Source organism: Lysinibacillus sp. NPDC097162, from assembly GCF_044762185.1.
Classification (GTDB): Bacteria; Bacillota; Bacilli; order Bacillales_A; family Planococcaceae; genus Lysinibacillus.
The window spans coordinates 1,563,408-1,583,977 of record NZ_JBIWDT010000001.1; the positions used below are offsets into that span (position 1 = coordinate 1,563,408).

General features: G+C 35.7%; 22 protein-coding genes and 1 riboswitch. Of the genes, 5 read left to right on the plus strand and 17 right to left on the minus strand.

Features of this window, described 5'->3' with window-relative positions:
* Positions 1 to 160 precede the first annotated feature (160 nt).
* The 4 genes from ACIQXW_RS07810 to ACIQXW_RS07825 all read right to left on the minus strand — a co-directional run bounded on the left by ACIQXW_RS07810 (position 161) and on the right by ACIQXW_RS07825 (position 2,426).
* On the minus strand, positions 161 to 451 hold the full coding sequence (locus ACIQXW_RS07810; RefSeq protein ID WP_402760878.1) for a hypothetical protein: 291 nt from the start codon (positions 449 to 451) through the stop codon (positions 161 to 163).
* Positions 452 to 528: 77 nt separating this feature from the next.
* Entirely contained in the window at positions 529 to 969 is a 441-nt protein-coding gene (locus tag ACIQXW_RS07815; RefSeq protein WP_402760880.1) for a hypothetical protein, read from the minus strand.
* Between the two features lie 411 nt (positions 970 to 1,380).
* Positions 1,381 to 2,088 carry a purine-nucleoside phosphorylase gene (deoD, locus tag ACIQXW_RS07820; RefSeq protein ID WP_172771600.1) on the minus strand — a complete coding sequence of 236 codons (708 nt, stop codon included), beginning with the start codon at positions 2,086 to 2,088 and terminating at the stop codon, positions 1,381 to 1,383.
* Between the two features lie 116 nt (positions 2,089 to 2,204).
* Entirely contained in the window at positions 2,205 to 2,426 is a 222-nt protein-coding gene (locus tag ACIQXW_RS07825; protein WP_401011849.1) for a YozE family protein, read from the minus strand.
* Positions 2,427 to 2,699: 273 nt separating this feature from the next.
* On the opposite strand from ACIQXW_RS07825, the gene ACIQXW_RS07830 reads away from it, so the two are divergent.
* Positions 2,700 to 4,541: a methyl-accepting chemotaxis protein gene (locus tag ACIQXW_RS07830; protein ID WP_340824421.1), complete on the plus strand. Its 1,842-nt coding sequence runs from the start codon at positions 2,700 to 2,702 to the stop codon at positions 4,539 to 4,541.
* 273 nt (positions 4,542 to 4,814) lie between these two features.
* Here ACIQXW_RS07830 and msrB read toward each other — a convergent pair whose 3' ends face one another.
* The 5 genes from msrB to ACIQXW_RS07855 form a co-directional block, all read right to left on the minus strand.
* Entirely contained in the window at positions 4,815 to 5,243 is a 429-nt protein-coding gene (gene msrB / locus ACIQXW_RS07835; protein ID WP_340824414.1) for a peptide-methionine (R)-S-oxide reductase MsrB, read from the minus strand.
* Positions 5,240 to 5,770, minus strand: coding sequence for a peptide-methionine (S)-S-oxide reductase MsrA (gene msrA, locus ACIQXW_RS07840; protein WP_401011854.1), 531 nt, complete (start codon positions 5,768 to 5,770; stop codon positions 5,240 to 5,242). Before msrA ends, msrB begins: the two co-directional genes overlap by 4 nt.
* A 13-nt stretch (positions 5,771 to 5,783) precedes the next feature.
* Complete coding sequence (locus ACIQXW_RS07845) at positions 5,784 to 6,365, minus strand: YpmS family protein (protein WP_340824411.1); 582 nt, start codon at positions 6,363 to 6,365, stop codon at positions 5,784 to 5,786.
* A 4-nt stretch (positions 6,366 to 6,369) separates the two neighbouring features.
* Positions 6,370 to 7,299 carry a GDSL-type esterase/lipase family protein gene (locus ACIQXW_RS07850; RefSeq protein WP_402760883.1) on the minus strand — a complete coding sequence of 310 codons (930 nt, stop codon included), beginning with the start codon at positions 7,297 to 7,299 and terminating at the stop codon, positions 6,370 to 6,372.
* A 189-nt stretch (positions 7,300 to 7,488) separates the two neighbouring features.
* Complete coding sequence (locus ACIQXW_RS07855) at positions 7,489 to 8,331, minus strand: DegV family protein (protein ID WP_340824407.1); 843 nt, start codon at positions 8,329 to 8,331, stop codon at positions 7,489 to 7,491.
* Between the two features lie 266 nt (positions 8,332 to 8,597).
* On the opposite strand from ACIQXW_RS07855, the gene trhA reads away from it, so the two are divergent.
* On the plus strand, positions 8,598 to 9,233 hold the full coding sequence (gene trhA, locus ACIQXW_RS07860; RefSeq protein ID WP_340824405.1) for a PAQR family membrane homeostasis protein TrhA: 636 nt from the start codon (positions 8,598 to 8,600) through the stop codon (positions 9,231 to 9,233).
* Between the two features lie 138 nt (positions 9,234 to 9,371).
* Here trhA and ACIQXW_RS07865 read toward each other — a convergent pair whose 3' ends face one another.
* The gene (locus ACIQXW_RS07865; protein WP_402760886.1) at positions 9,372 to 9,851 is read right to left on the minus strand and encodes a dihydrofolate reductase; all 480 of its coding nucleotides are present in this window, start codon (positions 9,849 to 9,851) and stop codon (positions 9,372 to 9,374) included.
* Positions 9,852 to 10,024: 173 nt separating this feature from the next.
* Between ACIQXW_RS07865 and ACIQXW_RS07870 the strand changes: the two genes are divergently transcribed.
* Both ACIQXW_RS07870 and ACIQXW_RS07875 read left to right on the plus strand, forming a co-directional pair.
* Positions 10,025 to 10,942: an alpha/beta hydrolase gene (locus tag ACIQXW_RS07870; RefSeq protein WP_402760887.1), complete on the plus strand. Its 918-nt coding sequence runs from the start codon at positions 10,025 to 10,027 to the stop codon at positions 10,940 to 10,942.
* A 62-nt stretch (positions 10,943 to 11,004) separates the two neighbouring features.
* On the plus strand, positions 11,005 to 12,201 hold the full coding sequence (locus ACIQXW_RS07875; protein ID WP_402760889.1) for a class I SAM-dependent rRNA methyltransferase: 1,197 nt from the start codon (positions 11,005 to 11,007) through the stop codon (positions 12,199 to 12,201).
* Between the two features lie 90 nt (positions 12,202 to 12,291).
* Here ACIQXW_RS07875 and ACIQXW_RS07880 read toward each other — a convergent pair whose 3' ends face one another.
* The 7 genes from ACIQXW_RS07880 to ACIQXW_RS07910 all read right to left on the minus strand — a co-directional run bounded on the left by ACIQXW_RS07880 (position 12,292) and on the right by ACIQXW_RS07910 (position 17,967).
* Complete coding sequence (locus ACIQXW_RS07880; RefSeq protein WP_401011877.1) at positions 12,292 to 12,528, minus strand: hypothetical protein; 237 nt, start codon at positions 12,526 to 12,528, stop codon at positions 12,292 to 12,294.
* A gap of 12 nt (positions 12,529 to 12,540) precedes the next feature.
* Positions 12,541 to 13,137: a phospholipase A2 family protein gene (locus ACIQXW_RS07885; RefSeq protein WP_402760891.1), complete on the minus strand. Its 597-nt coding sequence runs from the start codon at positions 13,135 to 13,137 to the stop codon at positions 12,541 to 12,543.
* A 524-nt stretch (positions 13,138 to 13,661) separates the two neighbouring features.
* Positions 13,662 to 14,519, minus strand: coding sequence for a PhzF family phenazine biosynthesis protein (locus ACIQXW_RS07890; RefSeq protein ID WP_402760893.1), 858 nt, complete (start codon positions 14,517 to 14,519; stop codon positions 13,662 to 13,664).
* Positions 14,520 to 14,691: 172 nt separating this feature from the next.
* The gene (locus tag ACIQXW_RS07895; protein WP_402760895.1) at positions 14,692 to 15,531 is read right to left on the minus strand and encodes a cytochrome c oxidase assembly protein; all 840 of its coding nucleotides are present in this window, start codon (positions 15,529 to 15,531) and stop codon (positions 14,692 to 14,694) included.
* The gene (locus ACIQXW_RS07900) at positions 15,521 to 16,015 is read right to left on the minus strand and encodes a DUF2243 domain-containing protein (protein WP_402760897.1); all 495 of its coding nucleotides are present in this window, start codon (positions 16,013 to 16,015) and stop codon (positions 15,521 to 15,523) included. The genes ACIQXW_RS07895 and ACIQXW_RS07900 overlap by 11 nt, the downstream gene beginning before the upstream one ends.
* A 198-nt stretch (positions 16,016 to 16,213) precedes the next feature.
* A complete protein-coding gene (locus ACIQXW_RS07905) occupies positions 16,214 to 16,915 on the minus strand; it encodes a precorrin-3B methylase (protein ID WP_402760900.1) in 702 nt (233 codons plus the stop codon).
* Between the two features lie 56 nt (positions 16,916 to 16,971).
* Positions 16,972 to 17,967, minus strand: a complete 996-nt coding sequence (locus ACIQXW_RS07910) for an ABC transporter substrate-binding protein (RefSeq protein WP_401016903.1) — start codon at positions 17,965 to 17,967, stop codon at positions 16,972 to 16,974.
* 251 nt (positions 17,968 to 18,218) lie between these two features.
* A riboswitch (cobalamin riboswitch) is annotated at positions 18,219 to 18,406 on the minus strand.
* 180 nt (positions 18,407 to 18,586) lie between these two features.
* Here ACIQXW_RS07910 and ACIQXW_RS07915 point away from each other — a divergent pair.
* Positions 18,587 to 20,524 (plus strand): GTP-binding protein, encoded by a 1,938-nt coding sequence (locus ACIQXW_RS07915; protein WP_402760903.1) that lies wholly within the window; start codon positions 18,587 to 18,589, stop codon positions 20,522 to 20,524.
* Positions 20,525 to 20,570: the final 46 nt, after the last annotated feature.

Here is a 20,570-nt window from a genome sequence, read left to right on the forward strand (position 1 = left end):
CCCTTCTTCTACTATGCTGCACAGTTAGAAGCCCATGTCACATACAATCAACACTACATATCAGAAAATGAAAGTTTATTGAGATCTTTCACGTGAGTGAAAGAAGGATTTTTTAACAACTTTATTATCTCAATTTGAGTTCAACAACATGCTTTAACCCTCACGCCTCCATTGTATAAGCACTTTCTTTTTCCAAAATAACCTTTTCTATTGTAACTTTATTTATTTTAACACCATTTTCTGGAGTATCCATCAATATCATATGGATTCTATCATAGGGAGCACCACCATGATGTGCACTAAAATTTATCGCACTTGCATGAGCGATATTTCTTCTTGTATCGCCATCTATTCCTTCAATTTTATCTATTTTTGGACACATGATAAAATCTGAATAAGCTTTTTCGAGATAGAAAAAATATCTGGTATATAAAATTTCTTCAAGCACCACATTTTCTGGCACCTCTAGGTTAAATAGAATTCAAATTTAAAAAATCACAAATAAAAGAGTAGAGATTCCCTACTCTTTTACTTGTTTAGTAAAATATTTTCTAATGCCTGTGCATTTTCTTTATCTAAATTTCCATAGCCTTCTTTTTCATTATTGCTAATAATTGTTGCTGTATCATTATTTTGATCGAACCAAATCTGATATTCAAATAATCGTTCAGGCATATTTTCATCATACTTATAAAATAGTGTTGCCTTTACATCTTTTTCTCTAGCCATTTTAAATTCTACATTTGGTTCCCATTTAATTTGTTTAAATATTTTTCTTATGATCTCCATTGTTTTTTCTTCAGTAATCATTACAGATTCTCCATAGCTTCCATCTGCCTTAACCTCTTCAATATCTATCCTAGTGAGTTGTTTTAAATCAAACTTATTCGGAACTTTATTTATACAGCCTATTAAAAGCATTACAAAAATAAAACAGATGCCAAACCGAACATTTATTTTTTTAGACAACAAACCAACTCCTATTCTCTAATTACGTAGCTCATTATACAATATTTTACATACAAATCACTTTAACTATCATAACTAGTAATACAACAAAGACAATATTTTTTCCCATGTTATTTATCTATCTTTCTTCGATTTTATGAAGATTTCAAACTCAAAACTGGTTTAAAAAATAAATAAATAAATTGCTAATTGCTCGATTGTAAAGAAAGGATACATAACAAAGCCTTAATAAAATAAAGGCAAGTAACTTGTTCTATGTCATCTTGTAAATGGCCTTTATCGCCTATAACACCCATCCATTTAAAGAAAAAGCAACCGACTTTTTCGATCCCATTTTGAGAAATGGTCACTTTTTAGTCGGTTGCTCTTATTCTTATTGTTTTATGCTTGCTTTAAACGTTGATTTATCAACTACTCTTGAATAGCTGCTTCTAAAGCAACAACGATCATGTCGTTGAATGTTGTTTGACGTTCTTCAGACGTTGTTACTTCGCCTGTAATGATGTGGTCACTTACTGTTAAGACAGAAAGAGCTTGGCGGCCAAATTTCGCTGCTAATGTGTAAAGTGCTGCAGATTCCATTTCAACTGCTAATACGCCGTATTTAGCTAACTTTTCATTTTGGTGCTCATCTGAGTAGAACAGGTCAGCTGTGAAGATGTTACCAACTTGAAGGCTTAAACCTGCTTCTTTCCCAGCATTATACGCTTTTAATAATAAGTCAAAGTTTGCGATCGGTGCAAAGTCAATGTTGTTACCCCAAATAATTTGATTCATACGAGAATCAGTTGTTGCACCTTGAGCTAAAATAACGTCACGTACTTTTACATCTTTTTGAATTGCACCACAAGTACCTACACGAATTAATTTTTGTACATCATATTCTTGCATTAATTCTGTTGCGTAAATAGAAATGGAAGGCACACCCATACCAGTACCTTGTACAGAAATACGTTTACCTTTATACGTACCTGTATAACCAAACATATTGCGGACTTCGTTATAGCAAGTAACATCTTCTAAAAATGTTTCGGCAATGTATTTTGCACGTAGTGGATCTCCCGGAAGTAAAATAGTGTCAGCGATTTCGCCTTTTTTTGCATTAATATGAATACTCATACTGCAATCCCTCTTTTCTGTCAGTTATCATTATAAATAATACTTTGTTTCACGTATTTACGCAATGCTAGACGTCTAGCAACTCTAAAAGAAAGAATAATTAGAGTATTCCGATATTATCTACCTTGTTCAATATATAAATCCCATAATTCATCAAATACTTCTGTCGTTAAGTTATCTGTTGCATATGTTTCGATATATGTAGATAGCTCATCAAAATCTATGCTTTGTTTAGGAAAGTTATGTTCATTAAATACTTCTTCGGCAAAGCGAACTTTAGCATCCGACCAATCTCCTCCTCGAAATGTTAATACATATAAATAAAAGCTCTTTTTCATAACTGAAAAGTGCCCTCCTCTTGTCATTTTTACTTTCCGCTAGTTTATCAAAAAAAATAGATTTCGTCATAAAATGGCCCATATTTTTATTTAAGTAATTTTTCCTAGTAAGGAAAATGCGAAAAGTCTTTTTCACTTTATTAGACTTTTGTCATGCAAAAATATTACGCTTTTTATCTGAAAAATGAAAATTTTGTGAATTTAAGATAGAAATTTTTAGTATTATGCGATAGAATTGTAGACAATACTGCAAAAATTAGGAAGGTGATGGCGATGAAAAACAAGAAAAAATCAAGTAAACCAACGAGAAAACGCCCGTCTCTCTTAGATTCTAGCTTTTTTAAAAGAAAGAAAGCTATTGATTCTAACGTTAGTAGGCATAATCTCCCTCCTACTACAGAAAAACGACAACGTTTTTATCATTTAATTCGCGGCAAAGTACTTATTATTTTCTCTCTTCTTATTTTTATTACCGCCGCAATGGGTATATTGTCGTACAACAATATAACGAATCTTCAACAGCAAATGAAAGATTTTACTGAGAAGAATGTACAGGAGCAACTTACCGTTAATCAGCTAGCCTATGAAATTGCTAGATTAACCAACTTAGAACAAGCCTATATAATTACGGGAAATGGTAGTTATTCTACTTCTTACAAAATGAAAATCGATTCTATCAATAAAAAAATAGCTGCTTTACAACAAAAATTTGCAGACCGCCAAGTTGAGCTTGGACATATACAAGCAATCGGTCAATATTATAAAAATTACCTTGAGTATTCGAAAAAGGTAATGACGATGCGTGATGAGCTTGGGCTTGAACAAGCTCGAAAGCTAATGATCGAAGGTACAGGCGAAACGATGAAATTGCATATTGATCAAAATATTGAATCCATCAACAATGTAATGGATAAATCCAATAAAGCTAAACTTAATACGTTGAATAAGCAGGTTACTTTGTCAAACAGTACGTTTTTAATTATTTCAATTATCGGTCTTATAGCAATCGTTATTTTTGGCATTATGTTATTTAAATCATTAAAAAACAATACGCATGCTATTAACCACTCTATTCTTGATATTGCCCAAGCTGGTGGTGATTTAACAAGACGTGTCCATGTACGTAATAACGATGAATTTTCTATTATTGCTAACTCTACGAATACCCTTATCATTTCAATTTCAAACCTTATTAAACGTGTTAGCGAACTCGCTGATCACGTCTCAAGCAGTAGCCAGGAGTTGATGACATTAGCAGATGAGAATGCTCGTACAATCCAAAATATAGCGGATGCAAGTGCAGATATAGCAAGTGATAGTGAAAATACAATCAATAGTATGAATAGTGCCCAACAAAAAATGAGTGATTTAGATCATTCTATGCATCAATTAAATGAGCAGGCGAATGCTGTTCAACGGGCATCATTGGCCATGCAACAAGCCGCTGATGAAGGTAGTCGGTCAGTTCATCAATCTACATTAGTTATGCAATCTATTGAAGAAACGATTGCTTCTACCTCTACAACAGTTGAGGCACTTGGTCGAAAATCAGCAGATATAACATCTATAATTGGTACCATTACAGCCATCTCAGAGCAAACAAATTTACTTGCATTGAATGCCGCAATTGAAGCTGCACGTGCTGGTGAACATGGCCGTGGCTTTGCTGTTGTAGCAGATGAAGTGCGCAAACTCGCTGAGCAATCACAAACGGCTGCTAAAGAAGTAACAACGATTGTGACGTCCATCCAAGATGAAGTCGCATCAATTATTACACAAAATCATGAAGGTGTAACATCAGTTATTCGAGGAGTCGAAGTGACGAATGAAACAAACCAGTCATTGTCCAACATCCTAATGCAAACGAAAGAAACGACTACAATTATTGCTACAATGGTTGATAAAATAGCGCAAACACTTGATTATAGTAATGCTGTAGCAAATGATTTTGTGCATATTAACGCTTATGCTGAACAAACCGCTTCCAATACGGTGATGTCTGCTGCTGCTGCTACACAAGGTTCTGCATCCATGCAGGAAATTAATGCAGCCGCTACGGAACTAGCCCACCAAGCAGATAGTTTACGCAATGTCGTCGGTGCGTTTAAAATTTAACAAAAAAAGAATGTCTCCGCAGAGGCATTCTTTTTTATTTACAAAGTTTCTCTTCAAAACGAGGTTGGGACAAATAAGAAAAAGTGTTAGATTGACTACAATCAATCTAACACTTTTTTACAGTGACCGTTGTCCGCTATGCCAAGCATTTCCGATAGTTTACCGGCGTTTCACAGACTTTTAACGGCGATTTTTTCTGTCTAACCGACGATTTGCGAGCTTCTACCGGCGATTTACCTAGGTTTACCGTAACGCGCTTACGTACTTTTTTTATTATTTAAATAATGATAAATATTCAGCGTAGCCTTCTTTTTCTAAATCAGCTTTCGGGATAAAACGAAGTGATGCAGAGTTGATGCAATAACGTAAGCCACCTAACTCTGCTGGACCATCTGGGAAGACATGTCCTAAATGAGAATCCGCGTCCTTGCTTCGTACTTCAACACGGCGCATGCCATGGGATGTATCAAAATGCTCTATAACTTGTTCTTGTGCAATCGGTTTTGAGAAAGCTGGCCAACCACAGCCTGCGTTGAATTTATCATGCGAGCTAAATAATGGCTTGCCTGAAACGATATCTACATAAATGCCTTCTTCAAAATGTTGATCATATTCATTGCGAAACGGTGGCTCAGTACCATTTTCCTGAGTTACATAGTACTGGATATCTGTTAGTTCTTTTAATCGTTGTTCTTTATTCATTTTCTATGCCCCCAGTGTAGTTCTTGAAATGCTTTTCGCCCAGATCCCACTGCATAGCGTTCATAATGCATTGGGTTTTTTTTATAATAAAATTGATGGTAGTCCTCAGCAGCGTAAAATGTACTTGCAGGTAAAATTTTTACAGCAATTGGCTTATCAAATTTACCTGATGCCTGTAAATCTGCCTTTGAACGTTCTGCTAATTCATGTTGTTCTTCATCATGATAGAAAATGGCAGTAGTGTAGGATTGTCCACGATCATAAAATTGTCCACCTGCATCTGTTGGATCAATTAACGTCCAAAATGTAGCTAATAATTGCTCGTATGAATAAATATCATCATCAAACGTAATTTGAACCGCTTCTACATGGCCTGTCGTTTCCGAACAGACTTGTTCATAGGTTGGATTTTCAACATGTCCACCAGTGTAACCAGAAACTATAGCTTCAATGCCAGGTGTTTCATCGAATGGCTTGACCATACACCAAAAACAGCCACCTGCAAATGTTGCCTTTTTCATTGCCATTTATATTCACTCCTTATTCTCCAGGGACGATGATTTCTAATAAGATTTTATCGTTTGGTAAGTCTAATTCCTTCGCACGTACACGAGACCCTGATGCAATATTCACTCGCGATAAGTCAATATAAATTTCAGCCTTATTCGGATTAACAGTAATCCACGAAGGGAAATCCACCGAATCTCTCATAATTTTCATTGTCGTCTCCGGTGGAATATTTAATAACCCCACATTCATCCCTGTTTGCTTTAAAATAATATTACCCTTATCATCGACAATAGGCTCAAAATTCATTGAAATAGGAATTTCTGTATAAAAAACAGTTAATTTGCTACGTAACTCAATATCATCCCCAATGGAAAAATCTAATGGGAGTGGCGAGCCTTTTGCACTGTCTTTTAAATATTTCTTCGTAATTGACTCTAACTCTTTCGTAGTCGTTTGGACAACTAGTACATTTCCTGTTATTTCAGTATCACTGTCTGAGCTCTTTGCTAAATCATATCCATCTACTGGTTTCGTTGCTAAATAAACGACGAGGAGGATTGAAAGAAGAACCATACCTGCTAACGCAAAAAATGCGAATTTCCATTTATTCATTTAGTCACTCCTCGAAGCCTATTTCCTTATTAATTTTTTGTTCCATTTTACATTGCTCCATTGCTGCTAATATTCGCTCAGTCATTTTATCATAGCCTTTTGCATTAGGATGGAAAAAATCTGTATGATAGACCAGTTCTTGATTTGAATCGAACAAGTCTTCAACTGAGACATAGCAAGCATTTGAATCTTTACTTGCAATTTTTTTAATGACATTATTCCATTCTGTAATAATTGTATCAAATTCATTTGCCTCATTTGTGACAATCGAGAAAGGATTATAAAATCCAATGAGTAATAAAGGCACGGTTGGATTTTTTGCCCTTATATTATCAATAATTTTACCGTAACGATCCTCATAGGTTAATAATTCCTTATCAAACGCATCTCGTTTTAAATTAAACAGATCCTGTTTGACTACTTTCATTACATCATTTCCACCCATAGTTAATGAAATAAACTGTGCTTGTTGTAACTCTTCATCATAATGCCCTTTTTTGATTAATTTTAATAGCTGATCACTCCGTCTTCCCCTTTTTCCTCGATTATCAACATCCACTTCTGAAATCGAAGTCCAAGCTAGCATCGAATCTGCTAATCTTCCAACATAACCGTCTTGACCATACTCATCCCCGACACCATCTGTTAGTGAATCCCCAAGTGCCAAGTAATGTAGTTGTTTTGCGTTATCATCATCAATTTGCCGTAAATTCTCTTCTGAAGGTTCAAAAAAATGTTCAAAAATTTGCGTCAATACATTACTAGAAGGTTTTGCCTCCTCTTCTGCTTGTTGCTCATCCTGTCTCATATCTTGCTCCGTCTCTGCCTGCTCACTTTCTTTATCTGCAGGTACATTCGGTTCATCTATTGATATTGCACAACCACTTAGTACTAAGACGATCAAACATGACAAAATAATTCGCCAGCTGCCCATTTGACCACCTTCCATCATTTACTGTTAGTTCTATTATAATTAGTTGTCGCTACAATGAAAAGTGACGATGCTTCAGTTTATCAAGAAAATGCAAGCATAATTATCACATTACCTGTATACGTTTTTTACAACTAGCCACATAAAGCGTTAAAAAGCTACTACAATTACTTATGTAGCAGCTCTTGTCAATTATTCTGAAAAATAGATAAAACCTATTGCACCTGGTCCAGTATGTGTAGAAATAATCGGTGACGTAAAAGCGATTTCAACATCATTAAAGCCTGTTCCTTCAACTAGCTCTTTTAATGGAGCGCCCATTGTTGTCAAACCGTCAGCATGTGAAATACCTACAGCCTTAACTGTTTTACCAGCAGTATCTGCTTGGAATTGTTTGAATAAGTAGTTCACTACCTGTTTATGACTACGAACTTTTGATACCGGGTTATATGCTCCACCTTCTAGGTTCGCAATGACTTTAATGTTAAGCAAAGAACCGATAAATCCTGTTCCTTTACCAATTCGGCCGCCTTTAATTAAATTTTCAAGTGTGTCAACGATTACATATAAATGTGTATTGTCACGCACCTTGTCTAAACGTGTGACGATTTCTTCAACAGTCGCTCCAGCATCACGCATTTTAATAGCCTCTCTTAATTGAATAGCAAGGCCAATTGCGATAAAACGAGAATCAATGACCGTTACATCTGCATCTGTCATTTGTGCAGCTTGTCGTGCTGATTCAACAGTCCCACTCATTCCACCAGTCATATGAATAGAAAGTATTTGGTCGCCATCTTTGCCAAGCTCGTCATATAGTTCTTTAAACTTCCCTGGTGCAGGCTGCGAACTTTTCGGCAATTCTTTCGCATTTTTCATTAAGCCTAAAAAAGGTTGTGGATCTAAATCTACACCATCTATATATGTTTTCCCATCAATTTGAATTGTTAACGGTACTATATGTATACCGTGTTGCTCTACTTCTTCTTTTGTTAAATCACAAGTTGAGTCCGTTACAATATGAATTCGTCCCACTTCGACACATCCTTTAACATCATTGAAATTATTATATAGACTAATGTTTCCATATGTAAACATGACATTTGTCATCTCAAGTGTCTATTTCAAGTCTTTTTCATTTCCACTTCCTTCGCTACTATAGCCTTTTTTCAATAAATTTGTCTAACAATTTCCTCTAAAATTCGACATGACATTTTAGATAAGTAAATATGTGACAAATGTAAATAGTAAGACGCACATTATTGGGCTATAGTAAATAGACAACGAAGGGAGTGTTTATAATGGTGGATTCATTTGACTATAAAACATGGAAGGAAGAATTGTGGAATGCCATTACTCACGGTATAGGCTTACTTGCAAGTATTCCAGCACTTGTTATTTTAATATTAACTGCCGTCCAAAACGGAAGTGCATTGTATATTACAACTTTTAGTATTTTTGGTGCTTCTGTCATCATCTTGTTTCTTATGTCAACATTACTCCACAGCATGCCTGAAAAATACAAATATTTTTTCGCTATTCTTGACCATTCTTCTATATACATTTTAATTGCTGGGACCTATACACCTTTTTTATTGATTGCTATCGGCGGCACATTAGGAATTACTTTATTATGTATCATTTGGGCACTTGCCTTACTAGGCGTTGTATTTAAATGCTTTTTTATTAATCGTTTTGAAATACTATCCCTTATTTTCTATATTGGTATGGGCTGGCTTATTATCTTTGCCATTAAGCCGATTTATTTTTTCTTAGGAAGTAACGGCTTTGCCTTTTTATTAGCTGGCGGTCTTTTCTATACATTTGGCGCTATTTTTTACGCTTGGCGCAGCCTCCCATATAATCATACAATTTGGCACCTCTTTGTGTTAGCTGGATGTGGCTCAATGTATGCCTGTGTGTATCTTTATTTATAATAATGAAGTTTTTCAACTAAAAATATGTATCGTTAAACAAGAAAAGCACTACGGCATAAGCTAATCCGTGTGCTTTTTCTCATAATTTAGACTACAGCTTCTGAGAACGTCCACTAAGTGGCAAACGCCCCAATACAATTATTTTTTGCGTTCAAAAATTTGATATTGAAATGTGTAACCTTCTGGTGCAGTTACTGGTTGTTGTGACGAGACTAGCACAAAGTCATCTTCATATTGTGGGAAAAATGTATCCCCTTTAAAGGAATGATTAATTTTTGTAGCATATATTCGATCTGTTATGTCCATTGATAGTCTAAAAATTTGTTCGCCACCGATGATCATGATTTCAGGTACATCACCCGCTAATGACAGTGCATCGTCGAGACTCGTCACTATTTCTGCCCCATCAGCACGATAGTTGGCATCACGCGTAATGACAATGTTGCGTCGCCCTGGTAGCGGTCTACCAATCGACTCAAATGTTTTTCGTCCCATTATCATTGGTTTACCCATCGTTTTTTCCTTAAAATATTGTAAATCCCCAGGTAAATGCCAAGGCATACCGTTTTCATATCCAATGACATTATTATTATCATGCGCTACTATTAATGAAATCATAATTACCCTCCAAGTTATATCATTCATCCTATTATAAACATAATTTTACTTTACTATCGGAATATTTCTGCTCATTATTAAAATAAATTACTTCTTCGACGTTAAATCATAGTAAATTTATAAGAATAGTTTATAATAAGAGATAACAATAAAAATTTCTAAAGGATGATGTTATGACACGTTTAACAAAAGAGGCCGTTTGCTATATTCAAGCTACGGATTTAAAACCACATTATTATGAAATGACACCACAGGAAGCAAGAGTTATGCGCGCAGTTCCAACTTGGCAATCTGTCCATACGCCTCACCTCGCATCGATGGAGGATCGAAAAATACCTATGCGAGATGGACAAGAGATTACTATTCGCCTTTATATTCCGGAACACGCAAAAAATTTACCGGTTATTATTTATTATCATGGTGGTGGATGGATATTTGGCGATTTAGGGTCAGCGGATGCCGGTTGTCAGTTATTAGCTGATAGAGCGCATGCCATTGTCGTATCTGTAGATTATCGCTTGGCACCTGAATATCCCTTCCCTATCCCATTAAACGACGCATATGATGGGTTACTGTGGGTATTTGACAATATTGCGGCATTCGGTGGTGATAACACCCGAATAACGGTCGCTGGTGATAGTGCTGGTGGTAACCTCGCAATGGTAGTTTCTTACTTAGCAGCGATGTTTGATGGACCCACTATTACTTCACAAGCACTTATTTACCCTGTAGTAAATCTTGATTTTACGACTGCTTCTTATAGTGCTTACGGAGAACATTTTGGTTTAGATAAGCAAGGTATGCAATGGTTTGCTGAGCATTATACAAAGCCAAAACATTTTAAAAACCCACTCGTTTCACCTTTGCAAATTGAAAATTTTGGCGTACTTCCAAAAACAATAATTATCGCTGCTGAAGCAGATGTACTTTACGATGAAGGACTTGCTTACGCTAAAAAATTAGCGGATGCAGGCGTGTATGTGGAACATGTCCAAATGGCGGGTTTGATTCATAGTTATTTCAGTAAAATGGAGTTTTTCGAAGCTGCTACAATTGAAACAGCTGAAAAAATTGCGACATTCGTCAAATAAGTTTGTGTAATGCTACTAAACAATGCGATAATAGAGCAAAATGTTTTTTAAAGGATGACAACATGACACAAACGATTGCATTACAAATTAATAATCAATATGCAAGCCCATTAAAAAAAGGCTACCCACTAATCTTAAAGGAAGCAGTCGATACTCGAAAACTGCCTACTGAAGAAGGTGCAGTACTTCGTCTATTAGATATTCATAATCGCTTTATCGGCACTGGCTATTATGGTATCCAAAATAAAGGCATCGGCTGGCTGTTAACTACGGATGCTAATGAAGAAATTGACAAGGCGTTTTTTGCGAAAAAAATAAGCAAAGCGCTACAAAATCGTGAAGCATTTTTCAATAACCCTAATACTACGGCATTTCGTGCTTTTAACGGCGAAGGTGATGGAATTGGGGGCATGACAATCGATTTCTTTGAAGGTTACTATATGGTGAGCTGGTATAGTGCAGGTATTTATTCATTTAAAGAAGCCATTTATGAGGCACTTTCAGAAATAGTCAACTTTAAAGCAATTTATGAGAAAAAACGTTTTGATAGTAAAGGGCAATATATTGTACAGGACGATTTTGTTATGGGTACCCCTGGTGAATTCCCACTTATCGTGAAGGAAAATGGCATGAACTATGCTATTCATTTAAATGATGGAGCCATGACTGGTATTTTCCTCGACCAACGTGAAGTACGACTTGCCATTCGTGAACGCTATTCTCAACATAAAACCGTGTTAAATACATTTTCTTATACAGGTGCTTTCTCAGTAGCAGCAGCACTTGGTGGCGCAACGAAAACTACAAGTGTCGATGTAGCCAAACGTAGTTTAGCCAAAACAATCGAGCAATTTAGTGTCAATCATATTGACTATGAAGCACAGGACATTAAAGTAATGGATGTATTTCATTATTTCAAATATGCACAGCGCCATCAGTTGAAATTCGACCTTGTCGTATTAGATCCGCCTAGCTTTGCGCGCACAAAGCAAATGACGTTTTCAACAGCAAAGGACTACCCTAAATTATTGATGGATACAATCGCTATTACTGAAAAGAATGGTATTATTGTTGCCTCTACAAACAATGCAAGCTTTGGCATGAAAAAGTTTAAAGGCTTTATTGACCAAGCGTTTAAAGAAACGAATACTCGCTATAAAATCGTTGAAGAATATGGTTTACCAAAAGATTTCCGTGTGCCGCGTGAGCATCCTGAATTCAATTACTTAAAGGTTGTTTTTATTGAAAAATTAAGCTAAAAAAGAGCGACTCTCAGAAAGTCACTCTCAGACTGTAGACAAAGTCGAATTTTCCAACTTTGTCTACTATTTTTTTGAATCAAGTTTCCATTACTTTGTTAAAAAAACGAAAATATAACCTAAAAACATGAGGATAAAAAAACTAAAGAATGTGATGATATTCCCTATAATTAAAATTTTAGATTTAACGCATACGGCTAAGACAATACCTATGCCTGATAATACAAACGTGAAAATCCATAAAGTTGAAGCTTTTTGAAACACAATATTCGGTACCCAAAGTAATAAAGAAATAATAATCGTACTTACAGCTAAAGCTTTCACCATTTTAACCATTCCTTATTTCAACGGATTACATAAATTGTTATTAAAATATATTTTTATAGCAGAAGCAAATAGTTTTTCTTTGAGTCCCATTCTATGAAAATTTCTATCTATATAAGCAACAAGCTCCCAATCACATGAACAGCTAAAATACCTTTTATCTTCATAGCACATATCATGTATGTGACAACCCCTATCTAATACATCTTGTGGAGGGCCAGAACCATGTCCAGGGCCACACCAATTTCCCCAAATAGGTAACCCTTTTCTAGTACTCATTGTAGTGTTTGCTTGATAGTTAGCATAACTCTTACTAATGTGATTCACCATCAAACTAATTTCAATATATTCCTCTGCTAAGCCATCTAATTTTACTTTTTCAATATTAACAAACGGTTTTCCGTCCTCATAATAAATATAAGATTCTAACTGTTCACCAGCATTTAAAAGTTCTTTATCTGTCAAAGATGACTCTTCTCCTGTCGTTGCAAAAACTTTTGTACCTCCCCCAAAAAAGAGTGAAGAAACTAAAACTGACATTGCAACAAAGGACGAACCTACTTTTTCATCTAATCTTAGCTCCTTTCGATATTTTATTAGGTAAAATACCATTATTATGGCTCATCAAAAGGCTAGAATAATATTTTAAAAAAAGAAAATGAATTTTAGAATGTTAGCTGTTGGAGTGAAATCTGGATGCTCATGAAAACGCCCAGCGGAAATGGAGGACAACCCTAAGTTATGGTAATGAACCATTATGATAGTATTTAACCCGTCGTTTATATTTTTATTTTATTAAACGAACTGAAAATTCGCAATATAATAACCGATTTTTTGCGTAAGGTTATTAGTTAGTTAATATAAACTAATATAAAAAAGAAACACGGTTTACCAAAGGATTTTCGCGTACCGCGTGACCATCTTGAATTCAATAACTTAAAAGTTGTTTTATTCAAAAACTAAGCTAAAAAGAGTGACTATACACTACTAATTCATAAATAAAATAGACATCAACATACTTATCAATATCTCCTCCGTTTTAACCAAGAAAAAGACAAAGTATCGAATAATCAGATACTTTGTCTACAGACTGAGGTTGAGAAATTATTTTCTCAACCTTTTTATTCGTTATTTTTTCACTCAATATTTTCTACATTTAAACACTTAGTTTCACAGTAATAGCCTTTGCCGCCAACATAAACTTTATCTATATCATTCTTGCTATTCGTTGCTAATTTAACTAATATTTCAGAAGGCGAGTGTAAAGCATAACCTTGTTCAAATACATAGACTTCTTTTTGCAAGTAGTGATGTTCATAAAGGTAGCAAGCTAATGCACCGTTGGAAGTTCCAGTCGCTGCTTCTTCATTGATGTCGTATAGTGGAGCAAAATTTCTGCATATAATTCGATTGTCATTAAAAGTAAACAGATGCATCCCGACAACATTATAATACTTGCTAATTTCTTTAATTTTTTCAAAATTAGGTTGCAGTGCATGTAATTGTGTTTCGCTTTTTATAGGAATTAAAATATCTTTTAAGCCCGTGGAGACAATTTGAATTGGGTATTTATTGTCTATAGCTTGAATGTCAAAACAGTCGATGAACTCGTTTGGAGATACAACATCATAGAATATCGGTTTGTTTTGTTCCATAAATATCATGTCATCTTTTATAGTTATAGCAAGAACACCGCTGTTCGTTTCAATCGTATAGCGATTCTTGAAAAGTTTATTTAAATGCATCAGAATCGCGAAAGAGCCAATTGTAGCATGACCACATAAATCAACTTCTTCTTTTGGTGTAAAATACTCAATTTTATAATCCGCAATTTCAGATTCTGCTATAAATGCAGTTTCCGCATAGCCCAGTTGTTTGGCTATTGCCATTTTTTGAGTAGTGGACAATGTATGCTCCATAAATACTACTCCTGCTTTATTTCCGCCTTTATGATCTTTGCTAAATGCACTTGCAACATAAACGGATATTTTCATAAAACACCTTCCTTCCACACTTATAGGAAATTGTAGCATAGAAAACACGATGTATAAATGTTGTTGGAAAAATTCGCTATAAAGCAAGAAACAAACTATTTTTTAGCATCTGACCTCGCCAAAAATAGTTTGTTTACAGTCTGAGCGTGACTCTATATGCGTCACTCTTTCTTTAATTAATTTTTAATGTTGTTCCCTTAGTTGTTTGCAGTTCACGGTCTCGTGGTCTTGCTGCCTTATACCATTGCAAGCAAAGTGTAAAAATTATTATGGCATCAATTATATCTCCACCATAGTACATAACCATACTTCCGATTTCTGCTTGTTCTATCGGAACACCTTTAGGAGGATGAGCATAAATATACTTCGATAATATTCCATGTCCTGCTAATGCAATAATTAAAACTATTGCTCTGTAAATAAAGGATTTCCTATGATATACAGGATCAAAATAAATGATAGAAACAGTAAACAAATAGCCTGCAATGAATACATGTAAATGGACAATTACATGTATTAGACTATTGTCGTGCATTAATGAATATAGGTTAGTAGTGTACAATATCCAAAGTCCACCTATATTTAGAAAGCTAGTAACTAGTGGATGAATAAGTATACGTGCTAGCCAACTTCTTAAAATTCTTGAAAGCCCCCGAGCTAATGGGGTGCTTAAAGTTCTAAGTATTAATGTCATAGGAGCTGCAAGTACAATGAATAACGGTGCTAGCATACCCAAAAGTAAATGGCTAAACATGTGTGCTGTAAAATCTATAGAAGCACGATTTGCTAAAGGACCTACAACAGCACTAATCGCCAATAAAATTCCAAAAACTAAACTTACTATACGATTAAATGGCCATGTTTTATAATTTCGATTTGTAATTACAGTAGCACTAATATACAAAATTAATATGGTAATAAACAAAATTAAAAAAACTAGTTGAGGATGAATGATTCCAAAACCATCATGACTAGGACCACCCTCTAATATTTGGTGATGGTCAGCGTTCATTAGTGGTAGCCTCTACTTGAAGATTTTTATTGCTAGTACGAACAGCAAGATAAAGTCCGATTATGAGAATAATTGCAGCAAGTACATTCCAAATTACATCGTATACGATAACATTTTCTACATACCTAATCTGGTGTATTCGCATTAGCTTATGTTGAATGATGCCATCATATAATTGGAAACCTCCTGCACCTAGTAACATGCCACCAACCCATCTCTTCAACAAAAACCCACTTTTACGACGAATATCTGCAAGTAAAAATAATCCTGCAATAGTAGCAAACCAACTAATTGCATGGAATATACCATCAGAAATTAAGCCAATATCCGTTGTAGACTTATCATAAAAATGATGCCAGCGAAATAATTGATGAAAAATAGTCTCATCTATAAAAGCTACTAGGCCTATCCCAAATAGAAACCCTGACAATAAATTCCGGCTTACATAAACTTGTGTATTGTTATGATTGTTTAAGATGGTCATTCCATCCCCCCTACATTTAGATTTTCGTCCTTATCATTCCCTAATTTTTAATATTTCAACCCAACTTTACCTAGCGTATCAGGCTAAAACTTCTTCTTTAAAGATATTATTTTTAACATCTATACCCCTACCTAGTCATCTATTGTTTCCATTAAAGAAGAGCTAGCTCTAGCCAGCTCTTTGCTTTTATTCAGTTGTTTAAAACGACACGACTCCAAAGGCAGAAATCAATGAAGGCTTTAATGCTTGCCAAAATTCAGCGCTATTTGTTCTACGATAAAATTTATGGAAAGGTTCATTTGGGCGAGCGTGTTTCTGATAATGCCTGATAATTTGTTGTAGAAAGCTTTCTATTTTTTGTACTGAAACTCTTTTAGCAAATAGTGTACCCGCCTTTGCATTGGCCCCCATCGGCACGGCACCTAAGTAAACATCGAAGCTATCCTTTTGATAAACAAGCCCAATATCATCATATACAGCATTATAGCAAGCCGATGCACAGCCATTAATATTTAACCGTAGTCTAGAAGGCACAGTTTCTTCATGTAATGCTTCGTATAGGTGTTCGGTTATTTCGGCAGCCTCCATTTTGTCCCCATCACAAAAATCACATGCTTTTATCGCAACGATAGGACCTTGCTTTGCAATATATAAGCCTGCTTCTTGAAGCTCATTGATAATTTCATTCACGTTTATAGTTGGGACGGACAAAAGGATACTATAGGAAGCCGAGTATTTAATTGCGCCGCTATCACCTACAACCTCAGCAATTTTTTGAAATTGAGCTGGTGTATAATGCTTATTGATAATACCTGGACTTACTGCAAGGCGTGTAAAATTTCCATTTGTATTTAGTTTTTCAAATGTTCGATCTGGTGTATTTGAACGAAAGGCATTCATTGTTTGTTCTCCTTATGAAAAAGAGCTAGCAAGTAGCTAGCTCTTTCGATTGTTATTTAAAAGTTTTCAGGATAAAAACCTTTTGCTAAAATTTCAATAGCCTCTGCAGCACGAACCCCTTCTGAAGCTGCTGAAAGTGGTAAAATGACAAAGCGTTCATTTTTCACAGCATCTGTTTCTTTTAATGCCGGATCACTTTTTAGGAATTTAATTTTGTCTTCTGCTGTTTGGGAACCATAATCAATTACGACAATGACTTCAGGGTTACGTTCAACTGTTTCTTCTTTTGATACCGTTGTCCAGCCCGATTCAACATCGCCAAAAATGTTTTTACCGCCAGCAACTGTGACAAGTTCATCCATAAAGTTTTGTGCCGCTGTAAAGACTTCCTTGTCCCCACTATCGAAAACTAGAACACGTAATTCTTTTTCACCTTGGGGTAACTTTGCGCGAACAGCATCAACATCCTTTGTCATCTGTTCAATTAATGCCTCTCCGCGGTCTTCAACACGGAAGATTTTTGCAATATTACGGATATCCGTAAATATATCCTCTAACGTTGGTTTTGTAATACTTGAAGAAGTATGTAAATATGTGTGAATACCAAGTGCTTCTAACTCTTCTGGTGTACCAACACCCTTTTCGCTAAAGCCACTTTTCCACCCAGCGTATAAAAAATCCGCTTCACTATCAATTACTTGTTCTTTTGTCGGATACTGCTCCGCTATCACTGGTACTTTATCGTAAGCTGCTTGTAAAGGTTCATAAATTTTATCATCTAAATAAGCAGTACCAACCATTGAATCTTCTAAACCTAATGCTAGCATTATTTCTGTAACGTGCTGATTTAAGCTAATCGCCTTTTTAGGAGCTTCTGTATAAACTTGTGTCGTATCGTTATTATCAATTGTTACTTCTTTTGCCTCTGCTTGTGCTGGTTCAATGTTTTCACTTTGTGCAGCTGATTCTGAATCATCTTTTGCACTACAAGCGCCTAAAATGCTCAATAGTGCCATTGCAAGAACTAGCCACATGCCTTTCCATTTGTTCATGTTTGTTTCTCCTTTAGTTTGTAATTTTTCATCTTTATAGTAAGAAATCAATGACTTCTTTGCTATTGATTACGAGCACTTCTTGACGCTTCATTTCCTGGTAAAAGCATGAATTGCTGTTTGCTACGGTTCCTGCTTAAACTACTGCACATCAAAATGGACACAAAAAACCCTCTTGTTTCCAAGAGGGCGGCATAGTGAAAAAACAATGGTTATTCAACCAATCACTATTCCCATCCTCGTGGTGTTAAGTAAAATAATATATATTGGCAGGTATCCTGGCTTAGGTTCAACGTTTATACGTCTTCCCATAGTTAAACTACAGTGACTGTGTTGTATAAACTCCCCATTTACAGTTGCGGGACAGCATCGGATTTACACCGATTTCCCTTTTAAGCAAATGATATAAACCATTTGCACCAATATATAGAAGTATTAAGTTATAAAAATAGCCTAGCAGAAGTAATTTTTGTTTTCAATCACACAAAAAAATCCATAACTAATAATTACGAATAATTGACCACTATTCAAACATAAACGAGAACTATTCTACTCGAAATGTTTTTAAGCACTATCTGTTACAATAGGAATATAGGAAAAATAGAAATGAGGATTTTTTATGTATAAAACGATTGGTGTGCTCGCACATGTCGATGCAGGAAAGACAACCTTTTGTGAACAACTACTATTCCATACGAACAGTATTCAAACGCGCGGAAGAGTCGATCACCAAGATACTTTTTTAGATAATCATACTATCGAACAAGCTCGTGGTATTACCATTTTTGCTGAACAAGGACGGATGCAAATTGGGGATGATACATACACACTAATTGATACGCCTGGGCATGTCGACTTTTCACCAGAGATGGAACGCGCAATTCGTGTAATGGATTACGCCATTATTATCGTAAGCGCAGTAGAGGGTGTACAAGGACATACTGAAACCGTGTGGCAATTGCTACGTCAATACAACGTACCAACCTTCTTCTTTATTAATAAGATAGATCGTGAAGGCGCTGATGTAGATGCCGTTATGAAGCAGCTTCGAAAGGAATGTTCGAAGGACGTACTTTTAATAGACGACCCATTGCGTACAGATTATGTCCAGAGCCACATTGCTGAATGGCTAGCTGAACGTGATGAACAACTACTCGATGCCTATTTGACAGAAACTCTCGATGCACAAACATGCCTATTACAGTTGCAAAAGTTGATTAAACAAGAGCAAACATTTCCTTGCTTTACTGGTGCGGCATTAAAGGATATTGGAATAAAAGAATTTTTATCACAGCTCCCTCTACTTACGGAGACTCGATTCGACCATCAAGCACCATTTCAAGGTGAGGTATTTAAAATTCGCCATGATGGAACTCAACGGTTAACGTTTATCAAAGCATTGCAAGGAACTTTACATACACGCCAAGACTTTACATTTGGTGATGTGACTGAAAAAATAACTGAAATTCGTTTATATAATGGCAGCCGTTTTGACACAACACAAGAAGTGCAAGCAGGAGAAATTTTCGCGGTTAAAGGGCTTAGTCTAGCAAAAGTCGGTGATATTTTAGGTAGTACAATACCTCCTCAGCCATATGAGCTTGTGCCTACGTTACAAGCTAAAGTACAGTATGATGGACAACAGCATATAAAAGAAGTTTTACAAGTATTCCGTTTACTTGAAGCGGAGGAACCATCGTTACGAGTCGTTTGGCATGAGAAATTCCAAGAAATCCATGTACATATTATGGGGGTTATTCAACTTGAAGTACTTGCTGAAGTGTTAAAAAATCGCTTTTCACTTTCTGTTACTTTTGGTGAGCCAAAAATCTTATATATGGAATCAATCGTAACAACTGTAACAGGATACGGTCATTTCGAGCCTTTAAAACATTATGCTGAGGTACACCTGTTAATGGAGCCTAATATTCGTGGAACTGGTAACACTTTTGTTAACGCTTGTCATGCTGATGATTTATCAGTTGGAAACCAACGACTAATTGAAAAACATCTATTTGAACGAGAGCATCACGGTGTTTTAACAGGCTCCCCAGTGACAGATGTATGCTTCACCCTTTTGACAGGACGTGCTCATATCAAGCATACAGAGGGTGGCGATTTTCGCGAAGCAACTTTCCGTGCACTTCGACAAGGGCTGGAGCAAGCCGAAAATATATTGCTTGAACCATATTATCGCTTTAAATTGAAAGCATCGAATGATTTTATCGGTCGTATGATGAACGATATCCAGCAAGCAGATGGTACTTTTGATGACCCTCTATTAACAGAGGAACAAGTAACATTAACAGGACGAGTTCCTGTTGCAACATTTATGCATTATAGTACTACTTTCGCTGCTTATACAAACGGCAAAGGGTCAATTTCGTTACAATTTGATGGCTATGATAAATGCCATAATAGTGAAGAAATAATTGCACAAATCAATTACAATAAACAGGCAGATCCCGACTATACATCATCAAGTATTTTTTGTGCGAAAGGAAAGGGCTATTCAGTTCCTTGGTATGAGGCAAAAGAAGCCATGCATTGCTTGTAATTATCCGAGAAACCGCACTTTCCAAAGCATAACAGCGATTGGGGAA